The sequence below is a fragment of the Ruegeria sp. CK2 genome, assembly GCF_056536585.1.
The window spans coordinates 127,279-143,259 of record NZ_JBQFPW010000007.1; the positions used below are offsets into that span (position 1 = coordinate 127,279).

Here is a 15,981-nt window from a genome sequence, read left to right on the forward strand (position 1 = left end):
TGACGAACTCGTGCAGAAAGTCCTACAATCGAAACATAACAAAAAACTTCAGTCCAATATCGGGAGAAAACAAATGGCTGACAGAAAAACACTTTCCAGACGATCTGTCCTAAAAAGTGCAGGTGCTGCCGCCTTGGCAGCACCGCTCTACAGCAAGAGCGCTTTGGCATCGTCGGGTGAAATCAACATCTTGATGTGGTCGGATTATCTTCCGCCCGCGTTCATCCAAGAGTTTGAAACCCTGACCGGAATCAAGGTGAACTACACCGGTATCGGTTCGAACGAAGAAATCATCAACAAGATGAAGGCCACCAAGGGCCAGGGCTTTGACATTGTCTCGCCCACCAACAACCGCTCGCTTCAGTGGGGGCCGTTGGAGCTGCTGCAGCCATTCGACATGAACAAGGTTCCGATCGATCTGGTGAACCCGGCGATGGCCAAAATCGGTACGGATGCGTGGAACTTTGGCGATAGCGGCGCACATTGGTTGCCGCATATCTGGGGGACCGAAGGCATCGCATACCGCACCGACCTGTGGCTGCCGGAAGGCGACGCGCCGTCGTATGGCGACGTTTGGGCCGAAGCGAACGCAGGAAAAACCATGGGTCGCGCGCATTCGATGATGCTGGGCGCGGGTCTGTACATGGAAAGCGCGGGCGAGATGGAGCCTGGTTCGGTCTGGGCGGCCTACGGTGACGAAGACACCATGCGTAAGGTCTGGGGTCAGATCACTGACTGGTGTGTTGAGCGCAAAAACCGGATCAAGTTGATCTGGAATGATGCCGACACACAGAAAAACGGCTTGCTGAACGAGGGCGTGATTGTCGGCCAGACATGGGATGGCCCACCGCTGGCTCTGAAATCTGCTGGTGAGCCGGTGCACTATCAGGCCCCGGTCGAAGGTGCGATGGCTTGGGTTGACGGTATTTCGATGCCCACCGGCGCGACCAATATCGATCAGGTCTATGCCTTTATCGACTTTGCCTATCAGGCCAAACCGGCCGGTGTCGCGATCGACAGCCACGGCTACAACTCACCTGTTCTGGGTGCCGATCAGTATTCCGGCGATACCTACAAGAAGAACTTTGCCGAAGCCTATCCGGGCGACTCGCTGGCGAACCTGAACCCATGGCCCGCCGAGGCGCCTTGGTACGCTGAAACCCGGACCGAGTTCGTCAACAAGTTCAAAAGCGCCTGATCGCTTAGAACCCAAGCCCCTCGCCATGGCGCGGGGGGCAATTCACCCGCACGCCGCCCAGGCGTGACGGCAAATGTTATGGTGCGGCCTAGAACCGTGCCTCAGGGGGATGCCAAAATGAGTGCAGGGGTCGGCGTAGATCTGGAAAACCTTTGGATCCGTTTCGGTGACTTTGTCGCTGTGCGCGATGCAAATGTGAACATAAACGGTGGCGAGTTCTTTTCGTTCCTTGGTCCTTCGGGCTGCGGTAAGACAACGATCCTGCGCGCAGTGTCCGGCTTTCTTGATCCCAGTGAGGGCAACGTCCTGATCGGTGGCAAGAACATGAAAGGGATTGGACCAAACAAACGTCCGACAGCGCTGATCTTCCAGAACCTTGCTTTGTTTCCGCTGATGAAAATCTGGGAAAACATTACCTTCTCGATGGAAATCAAGGGGGCCAGCGCCGCGCAACGTCGAAAACGTGCGGATGAGTTGTTGGATATGATTGCGCTGCCGGGGCAGGGTGACAAGTTGCCCAGCGAATTGTCAGGCGGTCAACGTCAGCGGGTCGCAATTGCGCGTGCGCTTTGCGCCGAACCTGATGTTTTGCTGCTGGATGAGCCGCTGTCGGCGCTGGATCTTAAGCTGCGTCAGCATATGCGGACCGAACTGCGCGAAATCCAACAGCGGGTCGGCATTACGTTCATTTACATCACGCACGATCAGGGTGAGGCCCTGACCATGTCCGACAGTATTGCGGTCATGCGGGCGGGGGTGATCGACCAGATTGCCGATGGAAAGACGATATACAACGACCCCAACACTGCATTTGCGGCTTCATTTGTGGGCGAAAACAACGTCTTCCGAGGTAAGGTCAAAAAGGTCATGGACAACGAGGTCCTGATTTCGACCAACCGCTCTGGCGATTTGGTGGCTCGGGTGTCCACCGCCAATCAGGGCAAGATGAGCGAAGGCGACGCCGCCATGATGTTTATCCGCCCCGAGGCGTTCACAATCGCGCCGACCGGAGCAGCCGGCGACCATTTCGTCACCGCCCGCGTCAACCATGAAGAATTTGAAGGCAACGCCTTCAATATTTTCACCGAAGGTGAAGGCGGCAAAGAGATCAAGGTCTCGATCCCGAACCACGGTCAATCCTTTGAAGATCACACCGGTCAGAACATCACGCTGGAATACGAAACCCGCAATGCGGTGGCCGTTCCTGCGGGTGAGCTGGCAGCAGAATAGGGAGGCCAAAGATATGCCCGGCTTCCTAAAGGAGTTTTTCAACCGCAACGGCATTGGTATGGGGGCGGCGATCCTGGGTTTCGTCCTGTTCTGGACGATTGGCCTGATCATCCTGCCACAGCTGTCGATGCTCGACTTTTCTTTCCGCCCAAACTTGCCGCCCCCTGAGATTGGCGGGCCGAAGGACGTCTATACGCTCGAAAACTACAAGTATCTGGTCTTTGGCCCTGAAGGCGGTAGTCAGGACTACAACACCGTCGATCTTCGAGTGTTCTTCCGCACATTGGTTGCTGCGGTCTGCGTCACGATCTTCAACCTGATCATCTGTTATCCGATCGCCTATTATCTTGGTCAGACCGAAGGCAGCCATATCCGCATTTTTGCGATCATGCTGATCATCCCGTATTGGATCAACGAGATCCTGCGTGCCTTTGCCTTGCGGATCATCTTTGGTGAAACAGGTGTTCTCAACACGCTGTTTGTGGGGCTTGGGGTCTGGGATGTGCCGTTTGACTTCATCCGCAACGACATCGCGCTATATGCGGGGTTGGGCTATGCCTACATCCTGCTGATGATTTTCCCGATGTATAACGTGATTGAAAGTCTGGATAGAAACCAGATCGAAGCCGCACGGGATTTGGGTGCACCATGGTGGCGGATCCACTGGCGCGTGGTCATTCCTTATGCCAAACCGGGCATCAGCTCGGGCTGTACGATGGTCTTCATGCTCAGCGCGGGTGCGCTTGCTGCCCCCCAAATTCTGGGCGGGCCCTCAAGTCTGTGGTTCACACAACTGATCTATCAACAGTTCAACGACAACAATGACTGGCCACAAGGCGCCGCCTACGCCATCGTGCTGCTGGTGACCTGTATCCTGTTCGTGCTGGCCGTCATGCGCCTGTTCAAGGTGAACATGGGGGATATCGGGAAATGAATACTTCCTTCCTCCGCATAAGCATATGGGTCTATCTGGCGATCTTCTTCGCCTACCTGCTGGGCCCGCTGGTCATAATGTCGGTCACGGCCTTCAACTCTTCGGGCTTCCCAAGGATGAGCCCCTGGGAATGTCTGACCTTCCAGTGGTTCGGAGAGTTGTTTCAGGATCAGCGTATTCTGAACGGCATCAAGAACTCGCTGATTATTGGGGCTGGTACGGTGGTTCTGTCCGTCGCGATGGGCCTGGCCGGGGCTCTGATGCTGACGCAGATATGGCCGAAGCTGCGTGCCACGTACTACACAATCATCATCGCGCCGATCCTGATCCCGGGTGTTGTTCTGGGTATCTCGACCCTGGTCTTTTGGGATCGGATCAATCGGATGCTCGGGCTGGGTGCTGACAGTTTCCTGTCGAACGGCATCTTTCTGACGGTGATTGGCCAGTCCACCTTTATCGCCAGCTATTGCATGCTGGTGTTGGTGGCCCGTTTGCAGCGGTATGACATGGCGCTGACCGAGGCCGCATTGGACCTTGGCGCAACCCATGCGCAAGCGTTCCGCAAGATCATGCTGCCGTTTATGCGCCCTGCCATCGCGTCAGCCGCAGTGCTGGCATTTCTCGCATCGTTTGAGAACTACAACACCACCACCTTCACCTTTGGGGAATACCCGACGCTGACGATCGAACTGGCGCAGAAGGTTCGCTATGGCATCACGCCTGCGATCTCAGCGCTGGCTTTCATCATCGTGGCATTGACGGTATTCTTTGCCTTGCTGAACGAAGCCAAGTTGAAACGTCAGGAACTGGTCGCCGCGGCGCGCAAAGAGGCTACGGTCGAAGAACTCGCTGGAAAGATCAAACTGCCCAGCTTCTTCGCTGGGAACATGGCCGCAGTTCTGTTGGTTGTGTTTGCTGTGGCGACGATCACAGTGGTTGGTACGGCAACCGCATACAACCCGGCGCAGTGTATAGCAGATGTGCGCGAGCAAAAGCAGCTTGAAGCCGAACAGCGCATTCAGGAGCTGCGCAAGCAGCGCGAAGAACGGCGCAAGCAGCAAGAGGCCCAGGAAGCTGAACAAGGCGAGGCGCAATCTGCTCCAAAACCATCCAACAATAGCGGCTTTGGCAACGTGTTTGCACCGAATTCGTTGGGTGGTGATGGCGACGACGGTGCATCCGATACTGAAAGCAAACCCTCTAACAACAGCGGTTTCGGAGGGGTCTTTGACCCCAACAGCCTGCAAAGTGATCAGTAGCTTTTAGCTACCCAAGCTTCTGCGTCTGCCCGGTAAGAACTCAGGTTTTACCGGGCAGATTGCGCTGTAAGATAGCGACATCACAGCCTTGGATCACGCGCCCGTTCCAATCGACGGGATGCGCATTGTAATTGATCAGAAAGTCATGGTCCGCAGTTTCGCGTCGACGCAGACCCGCTGGCATCGCATTAACGGTCAATCCGGTTGCCTTTGCGGCCATGGCAATAATACGATCCCAAAGCGCCTCGTTCGGGGACCCCGCCAGATACCAGATACCATCCGTGCCTTTCAGTGCGGCGGTTGAATCTGCAAAGGACAGCAGGTTTGGCGCATCGCCTGACAGTCGGTCAATCCAGTGCTCGGCCGCACCACCGCCATCGACTGGGCGCGTTACATTTGGCGGTAAAGTTTCTACCAGATCAACATGGCAATCCAACCCCGACAGGCCGGGGCGTCCCGGTTCGGGAATTTGAAAGTCATGGGTTATTGCTCCGGCTCTTGGCCCGAGAATTGCCAAGTCGCAGCCGTCCGTCAGCCTCTGCTCGAAATCGTGGTCCACCGTCGCCAGGCCGGGTGCAAAGATCACGGCGTAACCGCTTTTAGGAATGTCCGTGGTCGAAAGTAAGTCCACTGAGAACCCAGCGCGCCGCAGCGCTCGGTAGGTCGAGAGAACCAGTTCGAAATAGTCGAAGCCGGCCCCTTGCGGTTGGGTTGCCCAGGCCCAGTCCGAGGCATAGTCGAACACGATTGCCACCTTTGCCCGTGCCTGCTCGACGGTGCCAAGTTTCGCCAAGTCATCAGCGGTCTGGCGTGCTTCGGCCAGCGCCGGGGCAGGGCGGTTGTCTGGCGCCAACAGTCCCGCATGCATCTGCTCTTGTGCAAATAGCGCCTGCCGCCAGCGAAAATAGCTGATCACTTCAGCCCCGTGCGCAACCGCTTCAAGTGACCAAAGGCGTACCATCCCAGGCAGGGGCGCAGGGTTGTAAGGAGCCCAGTTAACCGGCCCGGGTTGCTGTTCCATCACCCACCAACGGCCACGCCCGACAGCGCGGTACAGATCATGGTGAAACGCCTGCATGTCCGGGTCACCCTGTTGTAGAAACGCTGTTTTATGCGCCTGATCTGCCTGCAGTCGATCAGACAGGAACCCGATCGGATAGCTGTCCCATGTGGCGATATCCAGATCGGCGCCAACCTCGAAATGGTCGAATTCCAGCGTACGACCCATGTAGTTGTGCAGTAGCGGGGCATCTGTCAAAGGGCGCAGAGCATCCACCTGCGCCTTGTTAAACGCCACCACCTGGTCCGAGCTAAAGCGGCGGAAGGCCAGCACATGTGCCGGGTTGGGATCGGTCACAGTGAAGTTGGGAAGTTCAATCTGATCGAAACTGTTGTACTCCATCGACCAGAAGACATTGCCCCATGCTTCGTTCAGGGCTGTAATGGTTTGGTATTGAGTTGCCAACCAGCTTTGAAACGCCTGCAGGGCGGAGGGGCTGTAACTGATGGTGGTGTCGTGGCAGCCATATTCGTTGTCAATCTGCCAGGCGGCAACATGCGGATTTCGCCCATAGCGTTCGCCCATGATCCGCGCAATCCGCGCGCATTCATCGATGTAACCCTGATGGCTAAAGCAATAGTGGCGTCGCGATCCAAATTTACGCGCGTTCCCCTGTTCATCCACCGCCAACATATCCGGATGCCTGCCCAGAACCCATCTGGGTGGCGTCGCCGTGGGTGTACCCAGCACAACCTTCAATCCAGCTGCGCCAAGCGTTTCGATGGCGCGGTCCAGCCAGTCAAATTGCAGATCACCGGGGCGCGGTTCCATCCGGCTCCAGCTGAATTCACCAATCCGGACCCACGACAGGCCGGTTTCGACCATGCGTGCGGCATCTTCCGACCACATCGACTCTGGCCAATGTTCGGGGTAGTAGCAAACGCCAAGTTCTGGCTTCATAAGATGACTCTGTGTTCTGCCCGACCCCGCCCTGCATTTTCGTGGGCAAAGGTCATTCCGTTGGTAGGTTGTGTTTCAATCTCATTTGCACTTAGCCCTTCACGCGCGGTCGTACAAAAGAGTGTTGTCAAATCTGCGCCACCAAATGCCGGGCACGACGTATGGGATGCTTCAAAGGTAACAGCGCGAAGGAAGTACCCTTCGGGGCTGTAGATCGCAACCCGCCCCACGCCCCATTGCGCGATCCAGATGTTGCCCTGTGCGTCGATCACAGCGCCATCGGGGTTCAGCCCTTCATCACGTAAGTCGAGAAAGATGGTGCTGTCCCCGTCAGGCCATCCTGTTTCCGCGTTCAAATCCCAGCGCATGACTAACCGGGTGCGCGTATCACAGAAATAGGCGCAAGAACGATCCGGAGCGAAGCAAATTGCATTTGAGATAGTCACTTCGGGTACCAGACGACGCAACTCACCCCGCCAGTACCGATAAACTGAGCCAGCGCCGGGTTCGGCCTGTTTGCCCATGGTTCCAATCCAGAACCCCCCCCAAGGATCAGCGCGCCCGTCATTGGACCGTGTCACCGGGTTGTCGGCCTCAAGCGGGGTAACCGATACTTTTTTTCCTGTTGGTAGTTCAAACCGCCAAAGCCCGGTTTCCGAGGCGACCAGAAGCGTGTCGCGATCAATCCAACCTGCGGCTGAGACATGTTCGGGAAAGTCCCAGCTTTGTTGCTCGTCGCTCGTGCGGGTCATCAGGCGTTTGCCAACAATGTCGAACCAGAACAGCTGCTGCCTTTCGGGGTGCCATAGCGGCCCTTCGCCCAACTGACAGGGGCGGTCGTCAAAGACCGTGCTCATTTTGCGGCCTCATCATAGGCCGCTACAATCTTGGCAGCCTGGTCTGCGATCTCAGCGACCTGCATGCCTGGTTTATAAAGCGCGGATCCAATACCAAAGCCATCGGCACCAGCCTTGATCCATTGACCAAAGTTCTCTGGTCCGGCGCCACCCACGGCAAACACAAGCGCACCAGTCGGCAATACCGGGCGCAGCGCCGCCAATCCCGAAGGGCCAGCCATAACACCAGGGAACAGTTTCAATCCTGTGGCACCAGCTTTCAGCGCGGCAAGCGCTTCGGTGGGTGTGTAGATACCCGGCCAACTTTGCATGTTCAGCGCGACGGTACGGCCAATCACATCCGCATCATAGTTTGGTGAGACGATCAGCTTGCCGCCAACACTCGAAACGGCCTCGACCTGTTCGGGTGTCAGCACAGTGCCCGCGCCGATCAGTGAACGATCTCCAAACGCCTCCGCCAGCAAACCAATACTTGTCAGCGGGTCGGGTGAGTTCAAGGGGACTTCGATCCGGTCGATTCCGGCGTCAATCACGGCGCGTCCAACAGCTTCGGCTTCGGATGGTTGCAATCCGCGCAGGATGGCGATGATAGGACGGCTCATGCGGTTTGCCTCGTCAGGTTCCGGGCCAGTGAGAGGCCTGCCAGAGTGGTTTGTGTGGCGTTCGCGGTTTCGACAACAGCGCCTTGTTGTTGCAGGGCCTTCGCATAGATGTGTGACACCTCGTCCGCGCCAATTGTGGCCAGTTGCTGCCCCAGCCAATAGGGTCGGGTGGCGGCCAGCTCCACACCGATCAACAGGCCAGACAGCTTTGCGCGTGCGACGCCTGCGTCCTGACCCTGCAACAGATCGGCGGCGCGTAAACCAAATAACCGGGCAGCCAGCTGCTCGGGCTTGGATAAGGTGTCCGCAACTGCATCTGCAAAAGCGTCCTCGTCCCAGCCTTCTGCGACCGAATGTTTCAGGACGGACTGACCGCGCAACAGTTCGAACAATTCACCTGTCATGAAGGTGCGGAAACTTATGACTTCTCCAGCGCTGATCTGCACCCATTTGGTATGCGTTCCCGGCAGGCAGAGAACGCCATCCCAGTTCGGCCGCGTGGTCAGAAAACCCGCAATCTGGGTTTCTTCACCACGCATGACATCGGGCGGGTTGTTCTGTTTGAGGCCAGGCACAACAAACGCACGAATGCGCGAGTCCGTATTGGGAACGCGGATGGGGACTGTTGGAACCGGGGTCGAAGGAACGGCAGAGTAGGGTGCTTCGACCCACCCCTGCCGCGCGCCAACCATCCCGCATGCCATCACGTCAACGGGGCCAGAACCCAACCAGCCACCTATGAGGTCCAACAGGGCCGTTTGGAAATCCCCTCCGGCCAATCGTGCCATACCGCGGTCTGATTTTGCCTGATCCAATACGGCGTCGCCCTGCATGGCCCAGACCCGTAGGTGTGACGTTCCCCAATCGGCGGCGATCCATTCTGTGTTCATGACATCATCCAGACACTACCACGCCGCCGTCAACCGCCATGCATTGACCTGTCATCGCGCGGCTGGCCTCGGAGGCCAAGAACAAGGTCGGGGCTATCATGTCCTCGGGAGTCAGGTGCTCTTTCAAGCATTGACGATCCAAATGTGCCGCCAGATCCTTAGGCGTGGCCCACATATCCAATTGTTTCTGCGTCAAAACCCATCCGGGTGCCAAGGCATTCACGCGGATTTTGTGTGGACCCAATTCCCGCGCCAACGAGCGGGTCATGCCCGTGATCCCGGCGTTCGAGGTCGTGTAGATCGGATAGCCGGAATTCCCCATCATATAACTGATCGAGCTGAAATTGATGATCGATCCGCCCTTGTCCTGCATCTGACGTGCGGCCTCCTGGCAAGCGAAGTAGTAGGCCTTGAGATTGACCTCGATCATCCAGTCCCAAAACTCAGGCGTGGTTTCGTCGAGCGAATGACGTTTGTCATTTGCGGCGTTGTTCACCAAAACACTCAGCGGCCCATGTGCCTCGGCGGCCTTGGTCATCGTGGCGTGCAGCAACTCGGTATCCGTCATGTCGCCCTGCATGAACAAGGGCGCACGGCCGTGCTTGTCGCGCATTTCATCCACAAAGGCAGTTGCATCTGAGCGACCAATAAAGGCGACGTTTGCACCCTGCGCAAGGAATCCATCCGTCAACGCGGCACCAACACCGGATCCGCCCCCGGTGATGTATACGGATGCACCATTGAGGTCGTGGAATGTGGTTGATTGATCCATTAGTGGCTCTCTCTCGTCACGAGACGGGTATCTTTGCCGACAAGGAAATCAAGGTCCGCGCCCTGATCCGCTTGTAAGACGTGATCTATATACAGTTTCGCATAGCCGCGTGTGTAATGCGGCGCGTCCGGTTGCCATGAGGCCCGTCGGGCGTCCAGTTCTTTTTCATCTACAAGCAACTCTAACTCGCCTTTGCTGGCAGAAACGCGAATGCGGTCGCCGGTTTTGACCAGCGCCAAAGGACCTCCGGCCTGCGCTTCGGGGCTGACATGCAGGATCACGGTACCGAATGCGGTGCCGGACATGCGCGCGTCCGAGATGCGGATCATGTCGCGTACACCCTCCTTCACCAGCTTGGCTGGGATCGGCATATTGCCGACCTCGGGCATGCCCGGATAGCCCTTGGGGCCGCAGCCTTTGAGAACCAGAATAGTCTCGGGCGTGACCGGCAGGTCGTCGCGGTCAATGTTGGCTTTCAGGTCTTCGATGCTTTCAAAAACATAAGCCTCGGCCTCGGTTTCGAGCAGTTCATCCGTTGCGGCCGAAGGTTTCACTATTGCTCCATTTGGCGCCAGATTACCACGCAGTACACGCAAGCCCGCGGCGGGTTTCACTGGATCATCAAAGGTTTGGATCACATCGCGGTTAAAGCATTCCGCGCCTTCGTAATGGGCAGAAATGTCTTTATTCAGAACCGTCCTGGCTGGGCGTAGAAAGGGTTTGAGTTCTGACAGAACCACCGGCACACCGCCAGCATAGCAGAAATCTTCCATAAGATATTTGCCCGAAGGCATGCAATTGACCAACAAGGGAATTTCGGACCCGAGTTCGAAGTCTTTCAGGGTCAGATCAATACCAACGCGACCGGCCAAAGCAAGCAGGTGCACAACCGCATTTGTTGAGCCACCAACAGCGGCATTGGCCAGAATGGCGTTTTCAAACGCCTCTTTGGTCAGGATGTCGGATGGCTTCAGATCTTCGTCCACCATCTCGACAATCCGCTTGCCGGTCAGATGTGCCAGTGCCATTCGACGGGCGTCAACGGCGGGCAGTGCGGCGTTGGTGGGTAGGCTCATGCCCATTGCCTCGACCAGCGACGCCATGGTTGAGGCGGTACCCATGGTCATGCAGACCCCGGCGCTGCGCGACATACCGGATTCGGCGTTCATGAAGTCTTTCAGGGTCATTTCTCCGGCGCGTACTGCCTCGGAGAATTTCCAGACATCTGTACCGGATCCAATGTCCTGTCCGCGATACTTACCATTCAGCATCGGTCCGGAGCTGACAACGATAGAGGGGAGATCTACAGACGCCGCGCCCATCAACTGACCTGGTGTGGTCTTGTCACATCCGCCGAGCAGGACAACGCCGTCGATGCCATAGGCGCGGATCGATTCCTCGACATCCATCGCCAGCAGGTTGCGGAACAGCATGGCCGTCGGCTTCATCTGGGTCTCGCCAAGCGACATCACCGGAAACTCGACCGGAAAACCACCGGCTTCCCATACGCCGCGTTTTACGCCTTCGGCCAGATCGCGCAGACCTGAGTTGCACGGGGTCAGCTCGGACCATGTGTTACAGATGCCGATGATAGGCCGCCCATCAAAGGCATGATCGGGAAAGCCTTGGTTCTTCATCCACGACCGGTGGATGAATCCATCCTTGTCCAGCTTGCCATACCAGTGCTGTGAACGGCGTTTTTTTGTCATTGTTTTTCAGCCTTGCGAAAATAGGGTCAGGCAGCCTTGGCGGGTTTGCACCACTCTGGCAGCCAATCGGCGTGCGCAGCGAGAAGATCACTCACCAGATTGCGAATCTGGCGCAAGTCCAGCTCAGCTGCGGTATGTGGGTCCAGCATGGCCGCGTGATAGATGTGTTCGGGGTTCTGCTCAACCAATGCCCGCACGGTCAGCTCCTGCACATTGATCTGCGTGCGCATCAGAGCAACCAACTGCGGTGGGATATCCGTGACGACTGAGGGCTGAACGCCATTTGCATCCACGAGGCACGGCGTTTCAACGACTGCACCCAAGGGCAGTTGCGGGATCTGGCCGGTATTGGGCAGGTTGCCATACGTGGCGTAAGCGGTGTTAGTGACGATTGCGTTCATCAGGTCTGCCGCAAATTCGTGACTGCGGGAGACTTCAATGTCGCGGCCATCCGTCAAGGTCTTGGCTTGTTCCTTCCAGTTGGCGACCTGCTCGACACAGCGCGTCGGGTACTCATCGAGTGGAATGCCGAACTGTTCGATCAGGTCCTTGCGACCATTTTTGATGAACCACGGAACATATTCCGCGAAATGCTCAGAGCTTTCGGTACAGAAATAGCCCAGATGATTCATCACCTCGTACCGAACCTTGTTCGGGCAGCGGGGCATCAACAGCGGCGGCTTCGGCAGGCGACCGCTTTGATAGCCCTGACGCAAGGTCGGGTAGAGATCGCGACCGTCATGTTCCAATTTCAAGAAAAAGGCGACGTGATTGATACCGGCAACCTTGTAACGAAACTCGTCCTTGGGCAGATCCAGATCGTGGGCCAGTTCTTCAACTGTGTTTTGCACCGAATGGCACAGGCCCACATGATTCAAGCTAGGGAAACGCTCGGCCAGCGCCCATGTGTTGATTGCCATCGGGTTTACGTATTGCAGCAACGTGGCATTCGGACAGAGCTGCATCATGTCCTGCGCGACGTCCCACAGAACGGGAACCGTGCGCAGACCCCGCATGATCCCGCCTACGCCCATCGTGTCGGCAATCGTCTGACGCAGGCCATACTGCTTGGGGATCTCGAAATCCGTCACCGTGCAGGGCTGGTATCCGCCGATCTGAAACGCGGTGATGACGAAATCCGCGCCGTCGAGCGCAGCACGTCGGTCGGTGTGCGTTGAGACGGTCGCGCCGGTCCCAACCGAGCGGATCATGGCCTGGGCCACGGTCTCGCTTTCGGCGAGGCGCACCGGATCAATATCCATCAGTGCAAAATGACTGTCAGCTAGCGCAGGGGTCAGCAGTGCGTCGCCCACGATGTTTTGCATGAAAATCGTGGAACCCGCACCAATAAAGGTGATTCTGGTCATGTAGCGAACTCCGGTTCGAAGCTATTTTACGGCACCGAGGGTCAAACCCGCGATGAAGTGTTTCTGCATCAGGAAGAACATGGCCACCGGCGGCAATGCCGCAACGATGGAACCGGCACTCATTAATTGATAGGCCGCCCTGAATTGCGCGTTAAAGCTGGTAATCCCTGCCGTTACTGGCTGGCTTTCAGCGCCCTGGGTCAGAACAACGGCCCAGAAATAATCGTTCCAGATGAAGGTAAAGATCAGTACGCTAAGTGCGGCAATCGCGGGCTTCATCAGTGGCAGGACCACGTACCAGAAGATACGCCATTCGCTGATCCCTTCGACCCGGGCGGCCTCGATCAGTTCAAACGGAAGCGCGCGGATGAAGTTTCGCATGAACAGCGTGCAGAACCCCGTTTGGAAAGCGATATGAAACAGGACCAGGCCGGTTTTGGTATTATAAAGGCCCAGCTCCAGCGTCAAATCGCGCACGGGCACCATCAGGATCTGGAAGGGCACGAAGTTACCCGCCACAAACATGAAAAAGATCCACAGGTTCGATTTGAACTTGTAAATACCCAACGCGAACCCGGTCATGCTGCTGAGTGCGACACATCCGATGACGGTGGGGACCGTGATCAGAAACGAGTTCATCAAATAGCGCGGCATGTCCGAGTTAAAGAACACCTGGCCGTAGTTGAACGCACCCTCAAAGCTGGACGGCATGCCCCAATAGTTGGCGTTGGTGAAATCCGCCTCGGGTTTGACCGAGAACAGGGCGACGGCCAACAGGGGTCCAAGCCAAAGCAGCAACGCCAGCGGCAACATTGCCTGATAGGTAATCTGCGTCGCGCGGGGTTGTTTTTCGATAGGTTTCGGAAACATCTCAGTACCCCTTTTCTTCGCGGTACATCGACCAAAGGAAATAGGCGATGAAACACAGCATGATAAGGAACAGGATCACCGCGATGGCGGCACCGTATCCCATACGGAATCCATATTCAGACAGGGCGACTTCGAACATGTAGTAGGCCAGCACGCGGGACGACCCAAACGGCCCGCCCTGCGTCATGATCGAGATCAGGTCAAAGGATCGCAGCGCGCCGATGATGGTAACGACAAAGGCGATGAACGTGGCAGGGCGCAGCTGTGGCAGAATGATGTGCCACAACATCTTTGCGCCTTTTGCCCCGTCCAGACGTCCGGCTTCGATCTGTTCCGGGTCCACAGCGTTCAGGCCAGTTAGATAAAGGATCATGCAATAGGCCGTCTGCGGCCAGAGACCCGCAAAGATGATGCCATACGTCACGAATCGTTCGTCGCCCAGCACGTTCAACGGACCCATACCGAACATGCCGAGGAATTCGTTCAGCAGGCCGAATGTCGGGTCGTAAAACCATGTGAAAACAAGGCCCACCACCACCTGAGAGATAACGAATGGAAAGAAAAACAGCGATTTATACAGGCGTATGCCCCAGACCGTCTGGTTAAGGAACAGTGCGATGAACAGTCCTGCGGGAATTGCCAGAAGATACAGTAGAAGCCAGATCAGGTTGTTCTTGAGCGAGATGTAGAAGGCATCTCGGTCGGACCACTCCCAATACAAGTCTTCATAATTGCGGAACCCCACATATTCAGCAGCCCCAAGCCCGTCCCATTCATACAGTGACAGGTTGAATGACTGGAACACCGGGATGATCACATAGACCATAAAAAACAGCAGGCCCGGGGCCAAAAACAGCCAGGGCGCGATACGCTGTTGATTCCTGTGGAACCAGCTTTCTTGTTCAGGGACGTCGGCTGCAGTGGTCATGGCGATTTTCCCGATTGTGGCGGTGGGCTGAAACCCACCCTAAATCTGGTGTCGGCATAGGCCGGGCTTGAGCCCGGCCTATCCAATTCCTTAGTTGTCGTAGATCCGCTGGCGTGCGCGTTCCAGCTTGGACAGGATCTTGTCTGCGTTGTCAGGCTTGACCATGAATTCCTGGAAACCTTCCATCGACGCTTTGGCCATTTCAGCCGGCGCATCACGGTCCCAGAACTGGGCTACGCCACCGGGGCTGTTTGCTGACAACATCTGGAATCCTTGCTGCAGGAACTTATCCTCATCAACTGACGATTGTGCATTGACCGGAAGCTGGCCGAGGTTTGCGCCATTGTTAATCTCGGTCTGTTCGTCAGGAGATACGGCAAAGCGCAGGAACTCGCGCGCGGCTTCCTTGTTGGCAGCGTTGGCCGGGATGTGGAACGTATCGGTTGGCGCGTCTTCGGCCAGTTCAACATCCGGATTGATGGCAACGAACTGATAGAAGTCCAGTTGATCATCGGTCAGACCCGCTTCGCGCAGCGGTGCCACAGCAAAGTTGCCCATCAGGTATGCGGTCGCATCGCCTTTGACCATGAAGGGCAGGGCTTCCTGCCAGCTGTAGGTCTGGTGGTTGTCGATGAACGCACCCATGTCGATCAGCTGTTTCCAGTTGGCAAAGGTCTGCTTGACCCGGTCGTCTTCCCAGCTGATTTCGCCATTGGCCAATTGCTGGTGGAAGTCGAACCCGTTGGTACGCATGTTCAGATAGTCGAACCAGCCCCCGGCGGTCCAAAGGAACTTGGTGCCGATTGTGTAACAGGCGCGGCCCGAGTCCACGATTTTCTGACAGTTGGCCAGTTCTTCTTCCCAAGTGGTTGGTTCGCTCAGACCCAGCTCATCAAAGATGTCTTTGCGATAGTAAACACCCCACTGGTAGTAGGTATAGGGCACGCCCCATTGCTTGCCATCAATGGTCATCGCGCCTTTGGTCGACGCCAGGTTGTCGGCAATTGCAGGTTCGGCCCACAAGTCTGACACGTCTTCAAAAAGTCCGGCCTCAACATAAGGCTTCATCCGGTTCGCCGCGTACCATGTGGCAACGTCCGGCGTGTCCGCCGTCAGGAAGTTGCGGATCTGAGTTTTATACGCCTCACGGTCGATGACCGTGGTTTCGATCTCCAGCCCGGGGTGTTGCGCCGCGAATCGCTCGATCATCGCTTCCATCGTCGCGCGGGGCGCGGGGTTCGATGTGTCCAAGAAGATTCGCAGCTCGCCTGTCAGTTCAGCTGATGCCGGAGCGGCTATTGCCACACTGGTCGCCAACGCCGCGGCCGTGCGCTTGAAAATGGAATGCATGGTTTCCTCCCTTAGCTTCCATCATGTTCCATATAGTGGAACTTAGTTTTATATA

14 protein-coding genes are annotated in these 15,981 nt (G+C 56.6%); 4 read left to right on the forward strand and 10 right to left on the reverse strand.

Annotated features, from left to right (window positions below; translation table 11 throughout):
- The first annotated feature begins 73 nt into the window (after positions 1 to 73).
- The 4 genes from ACR0BU_RS12775 (at position 74) to ACR0BU_RS12790 (ending at position 4,621) form a co-directional block, all read left to right on the forward strand.
- A complete protein-coding gene (locus ACR0BU_RS12775) occupies positions 74 to 1,198 on the forward strand; it encodes an extracellular solute-binding protein (RefSeq protein WP_298935077.1) in 1,125 nt (374 codons plus the stop codon).
- Between the two features lie 117 nt (positions 1,199 to 1,315).
- Positions 1,316 to 2,428, forward strand: a complete 1,113-nt coding sequence (locus ACR0BU_RS12780) for an ABC transporter ATP-binding protein (protein WP_298935076.1) — start codon at positions 1,316 to 1,318, stop codon at positions 2,426 to 2,428.
- Between the two features lie 13 nt (positions 2,429 to 2,441).
- Positions 2,442 to 3,362, forward strand: coding sequence for an ABC transporter permease (locus ACR0BU_RS12785; protein ID WP_298935075.1), 921 nt, complete (start codon positions 2,442 to 2,444; stop codon positions 3,360 to 3,362).
- Positions 3,359 to 4,621: an ABC transporter permease gene (locus tag ACR0BU_RS12790; protein WP_480737687.1), complete on the forward strand. Its 1,263-nt coding sequence runs from the start codon at positions 3,359 to 3,361 to the stop codon at positions 4,619 to 4,621. The genes ACR0BU_RS12785 and ACR0BU_RS12790 overlap by 4 nt, the downstream gene beginning before the upstream one ends.
- Positions 4,622 to 4,661: 40 nt before the next feature.
- Here ACR0BU_RS12790 and ACR0BU_RS12795 read toward each other — a convergent pair whose 3' ends face one another.
- The 10 genes from ACR0BU_RS12795 to ACR0BU_RS12840 all read right to left on the reverse strand — a co-directional run bounded on the left by ACR0BU_RS12795 (position 4,662) and on the right by ACR0BU_RS12840 (position 15,926).
- Entirely contained in the window at positions 4,662 to 6,581 is a 1,920-nt protein-coding gene (locus ACR0BU_RS12795) for a beta-galactosidase (RefSeq protein ID WP_480737689.1), read from the reverse strand.
- Entirely contained in the window at positions 6,578 to 7,438 is an 861-nt protein-coding gene (locus tag ACR0BU_RS12800) for an SMP-30/gluconolactonase/LRE family protein (RefSeq protein ID WP_480737691.1), read from the reverse strand. Before ACR0BU_RS12800 ends, ACR0BU_RS12795 begins: the two co-directional genes overlap by 4 nt.
- A complete protein-coding gene (locus ACR0BU_RS12805; RefSeq protein WP_480737692.1) occupies positions 7,435 to 8,040 on the reverse strand; it encodes a 2-dehydro-3-deoxy-6-phosphogalactonate aldolase in 606 nt (201 codons plus the stop codon). Before ACR0BU_RS12805 ends, ACR0BU_RS12800 begins: the two co-directional genes overlap by 4 nt.
- Complete coding sequence (locus ACR0BU_RS12810) at positions 8,037 to 8,930, reverse strand: 2-dehydro-3-deoxygalactonokinase (protein WP_480737693.1); 894 nt, start codon at positions 8,928 to 8,930, stop codon at positions 8,037 to 8,039. Before ACR0BU_RS12810 ends, ACR0BU_RS12805 begins: the two co-directional genes overlap by 4 nt.
- Before the next feature lie 4 nt (positions 8,931 to 8,934).
- Positions 8,935 to 9,702, reverse strand: a complete 768-nt coding sequence (locus ACR0BU_RS12815) for an SDR family NAD(P)-dependent oxidoreductase (protein WP_480737694.1) — start codon at positions 9,700 to 9,702, stop codon at positions 8,935 to 8,937.
- Entirely contained in the window at positions 9,702 to 11,411 is a 1,710-nt protein-coding gene (locus tag ACR0BU_RS12820) for an IlvD/Edd family dehydratase (RefSeq protein ID WP_480737696.1), read from the reverse strand. The genes ACR0BU_RS12815 and ACR0BU_RS12820 overlap by 1 nt, the downstream gene beginning before the upstream one ends.
- A 26-nt stretch (positions 11,412 to 11,437) precedes the next feature.
- Positions 11,438 to 12,778, reverse strand: a complete 1,341-nt coding sequence (gene melA / locus ACR0BU_RS12825) for an alpha-galactosidase (RefSeq protein WP_480737697.1) — start codon at positions 12,776 to 12,778, stop codon at positions 11,438 to 11,440.
- A 21-nt stretch (positions 12,779 to 12,799) separates the two neighbouring features.
- Positions 12,800 to 13,648 carry a carbohydrate ABC transporter permease gene (locus ACR0BU_RS12830; protein ID WP_298935060.1) on the reverse strand — a complete coding sequence of 283 codons (849 nt, stop codon included), beginning with the start codon at positions 13,646 to 13,648 and terminating at the stop codon, positions 12,800 to 12,802.
- A gap of 1 nt (position 13,649) precedes the next feature.
- Positions 13,650 to 14,576, reverse strand: a complete 927-nt coding sequence (locus ACR0BU_RS12835; RefSeq protein WP_298935058.1) for a carbohydrate ABC transporter permease — start codon at positions 14,574 to 14,576, stop codon at positions 13,650 to 13,652.
- A 90-nt stretch (positions 14,577 to 14,666) separates the two neighbouring features.
- Complete coding sequence (locus tag ACR0BU_RS12840; RefSeq protein WP_300070087.1) at positions 14,667 to 15,926, reverse strand: ABC transporter substrate-binding protein; 1,260 nt, start codon at positions 15,924 to 15,926, stop codon at positions 14,667 to 14,669.
- Positions 15,927 to 15,981 lie beyond the last annotated feature (55 nt).

Excerpts from the sequence above, each read along its gene's own strand:
- ACR0BU_RS12775 (WP_298935077.1), top strand. The coding sequence starts at position 74 with ATGGCTGACAGAAAAACACTTTCCAGACGATCTGTCCTAAAAAGTGCA.
- ACR0BU_RS12780 (WP_298935076.1), top strand. The coding sequence starts at position 1,316 with ATGAGTGCAGGGGTCGGCGTAGATCTGGAAAACCTTTGGATCCGTTTC.
- ACR0BU_RS12785 (WP_298935075.1), top strand. The coding sequence starts at position 2,442 with ATGCCCGGCTTCCTAAAGGAGTTTTTCAACCGCAACGGCATTGGTATG.
- ACR0BU_RS12790 (WP_480737687.1), top strand. The coding sequence starts at position 3,359 with ATGAATACTTCCTTCCTCCGCATAAGCATATGGGTCTATCTGGCGATC.
- ACR0BU_RS12795 (WP_480737689.1), bottom strand. The coding sequence starts at position 6,581 with ATGAAGCCAGAACTTGGCGTTTGCTACTACCCCGAACATTGGCCAGAG.
- ACR0BU_RS12800 (WP_480737691.1), bottom strand. The coding sequence starts at position 7,438 with ATGAGCACGGTCTTTGACGACCGCCCCTGTCAGTTGGGCGAAGGGCCG.
- ACR0BU_RS12805 (WP_480737692.1), bottom strand. The coding sequence starts at position 8,040 with ATGAGCCGTCCTATCATCGCCATCCTGCGCGGATTGCAACCATCCGAA.
- ACR0BU_RS12810 (WP_480737693.1), bottom strand. The coding sequence starts at position 8,930 with ATGAACACAGAATGGATCGCCGCCGATTGGGGAACGTCACACCTACGG.
- ACR0BU_RS12815 (WP_480737694.1), bottom strand. The coding sequence starts at position 9,702 with ATGGATCAATCAACCACATTCCACGACCTCAATGGTGCATCCGTATAC.
- ACR0BU_RS12820 (WP_480737696.1), bottom strand. The coding sequence starts at position 11,411 with ATGACAAAAAAACGCCGTTCACAGCACTGGTATGGCAAGCTGGACAAG.
- melA (WP_480737697.1), bottom strand. The coding sequence starts at position 12,778 with ATGACCAGAATCACCTTTATTGGTGCGGGTTCCACGATTTTCATGCAA.
- ACR0BU_RS12830 (WP_298935060.1), bottom strand. The coding sequence starts at position 13,648 with ATGTTTCCGAAACCTATCGAAAAACAACCCCGCGCGACGCAGATTACC.
- ACR0BU_RS12835 (WP_298935058.1), bottom strand. The coding sequence starts at position 14,576 with ATGACCACTGCAGCCGACGTCCCTGAACAAGAAAGCTGGTTCCACAGG.
- ACR0BU_RS12840 (WP_300070087.1), bottom strand. The coding sequence starts at position 15,926 with ATGCATTCCATTTTCAAGCGCACGGCCGCGGCGTTGGCGACCAGTGTG.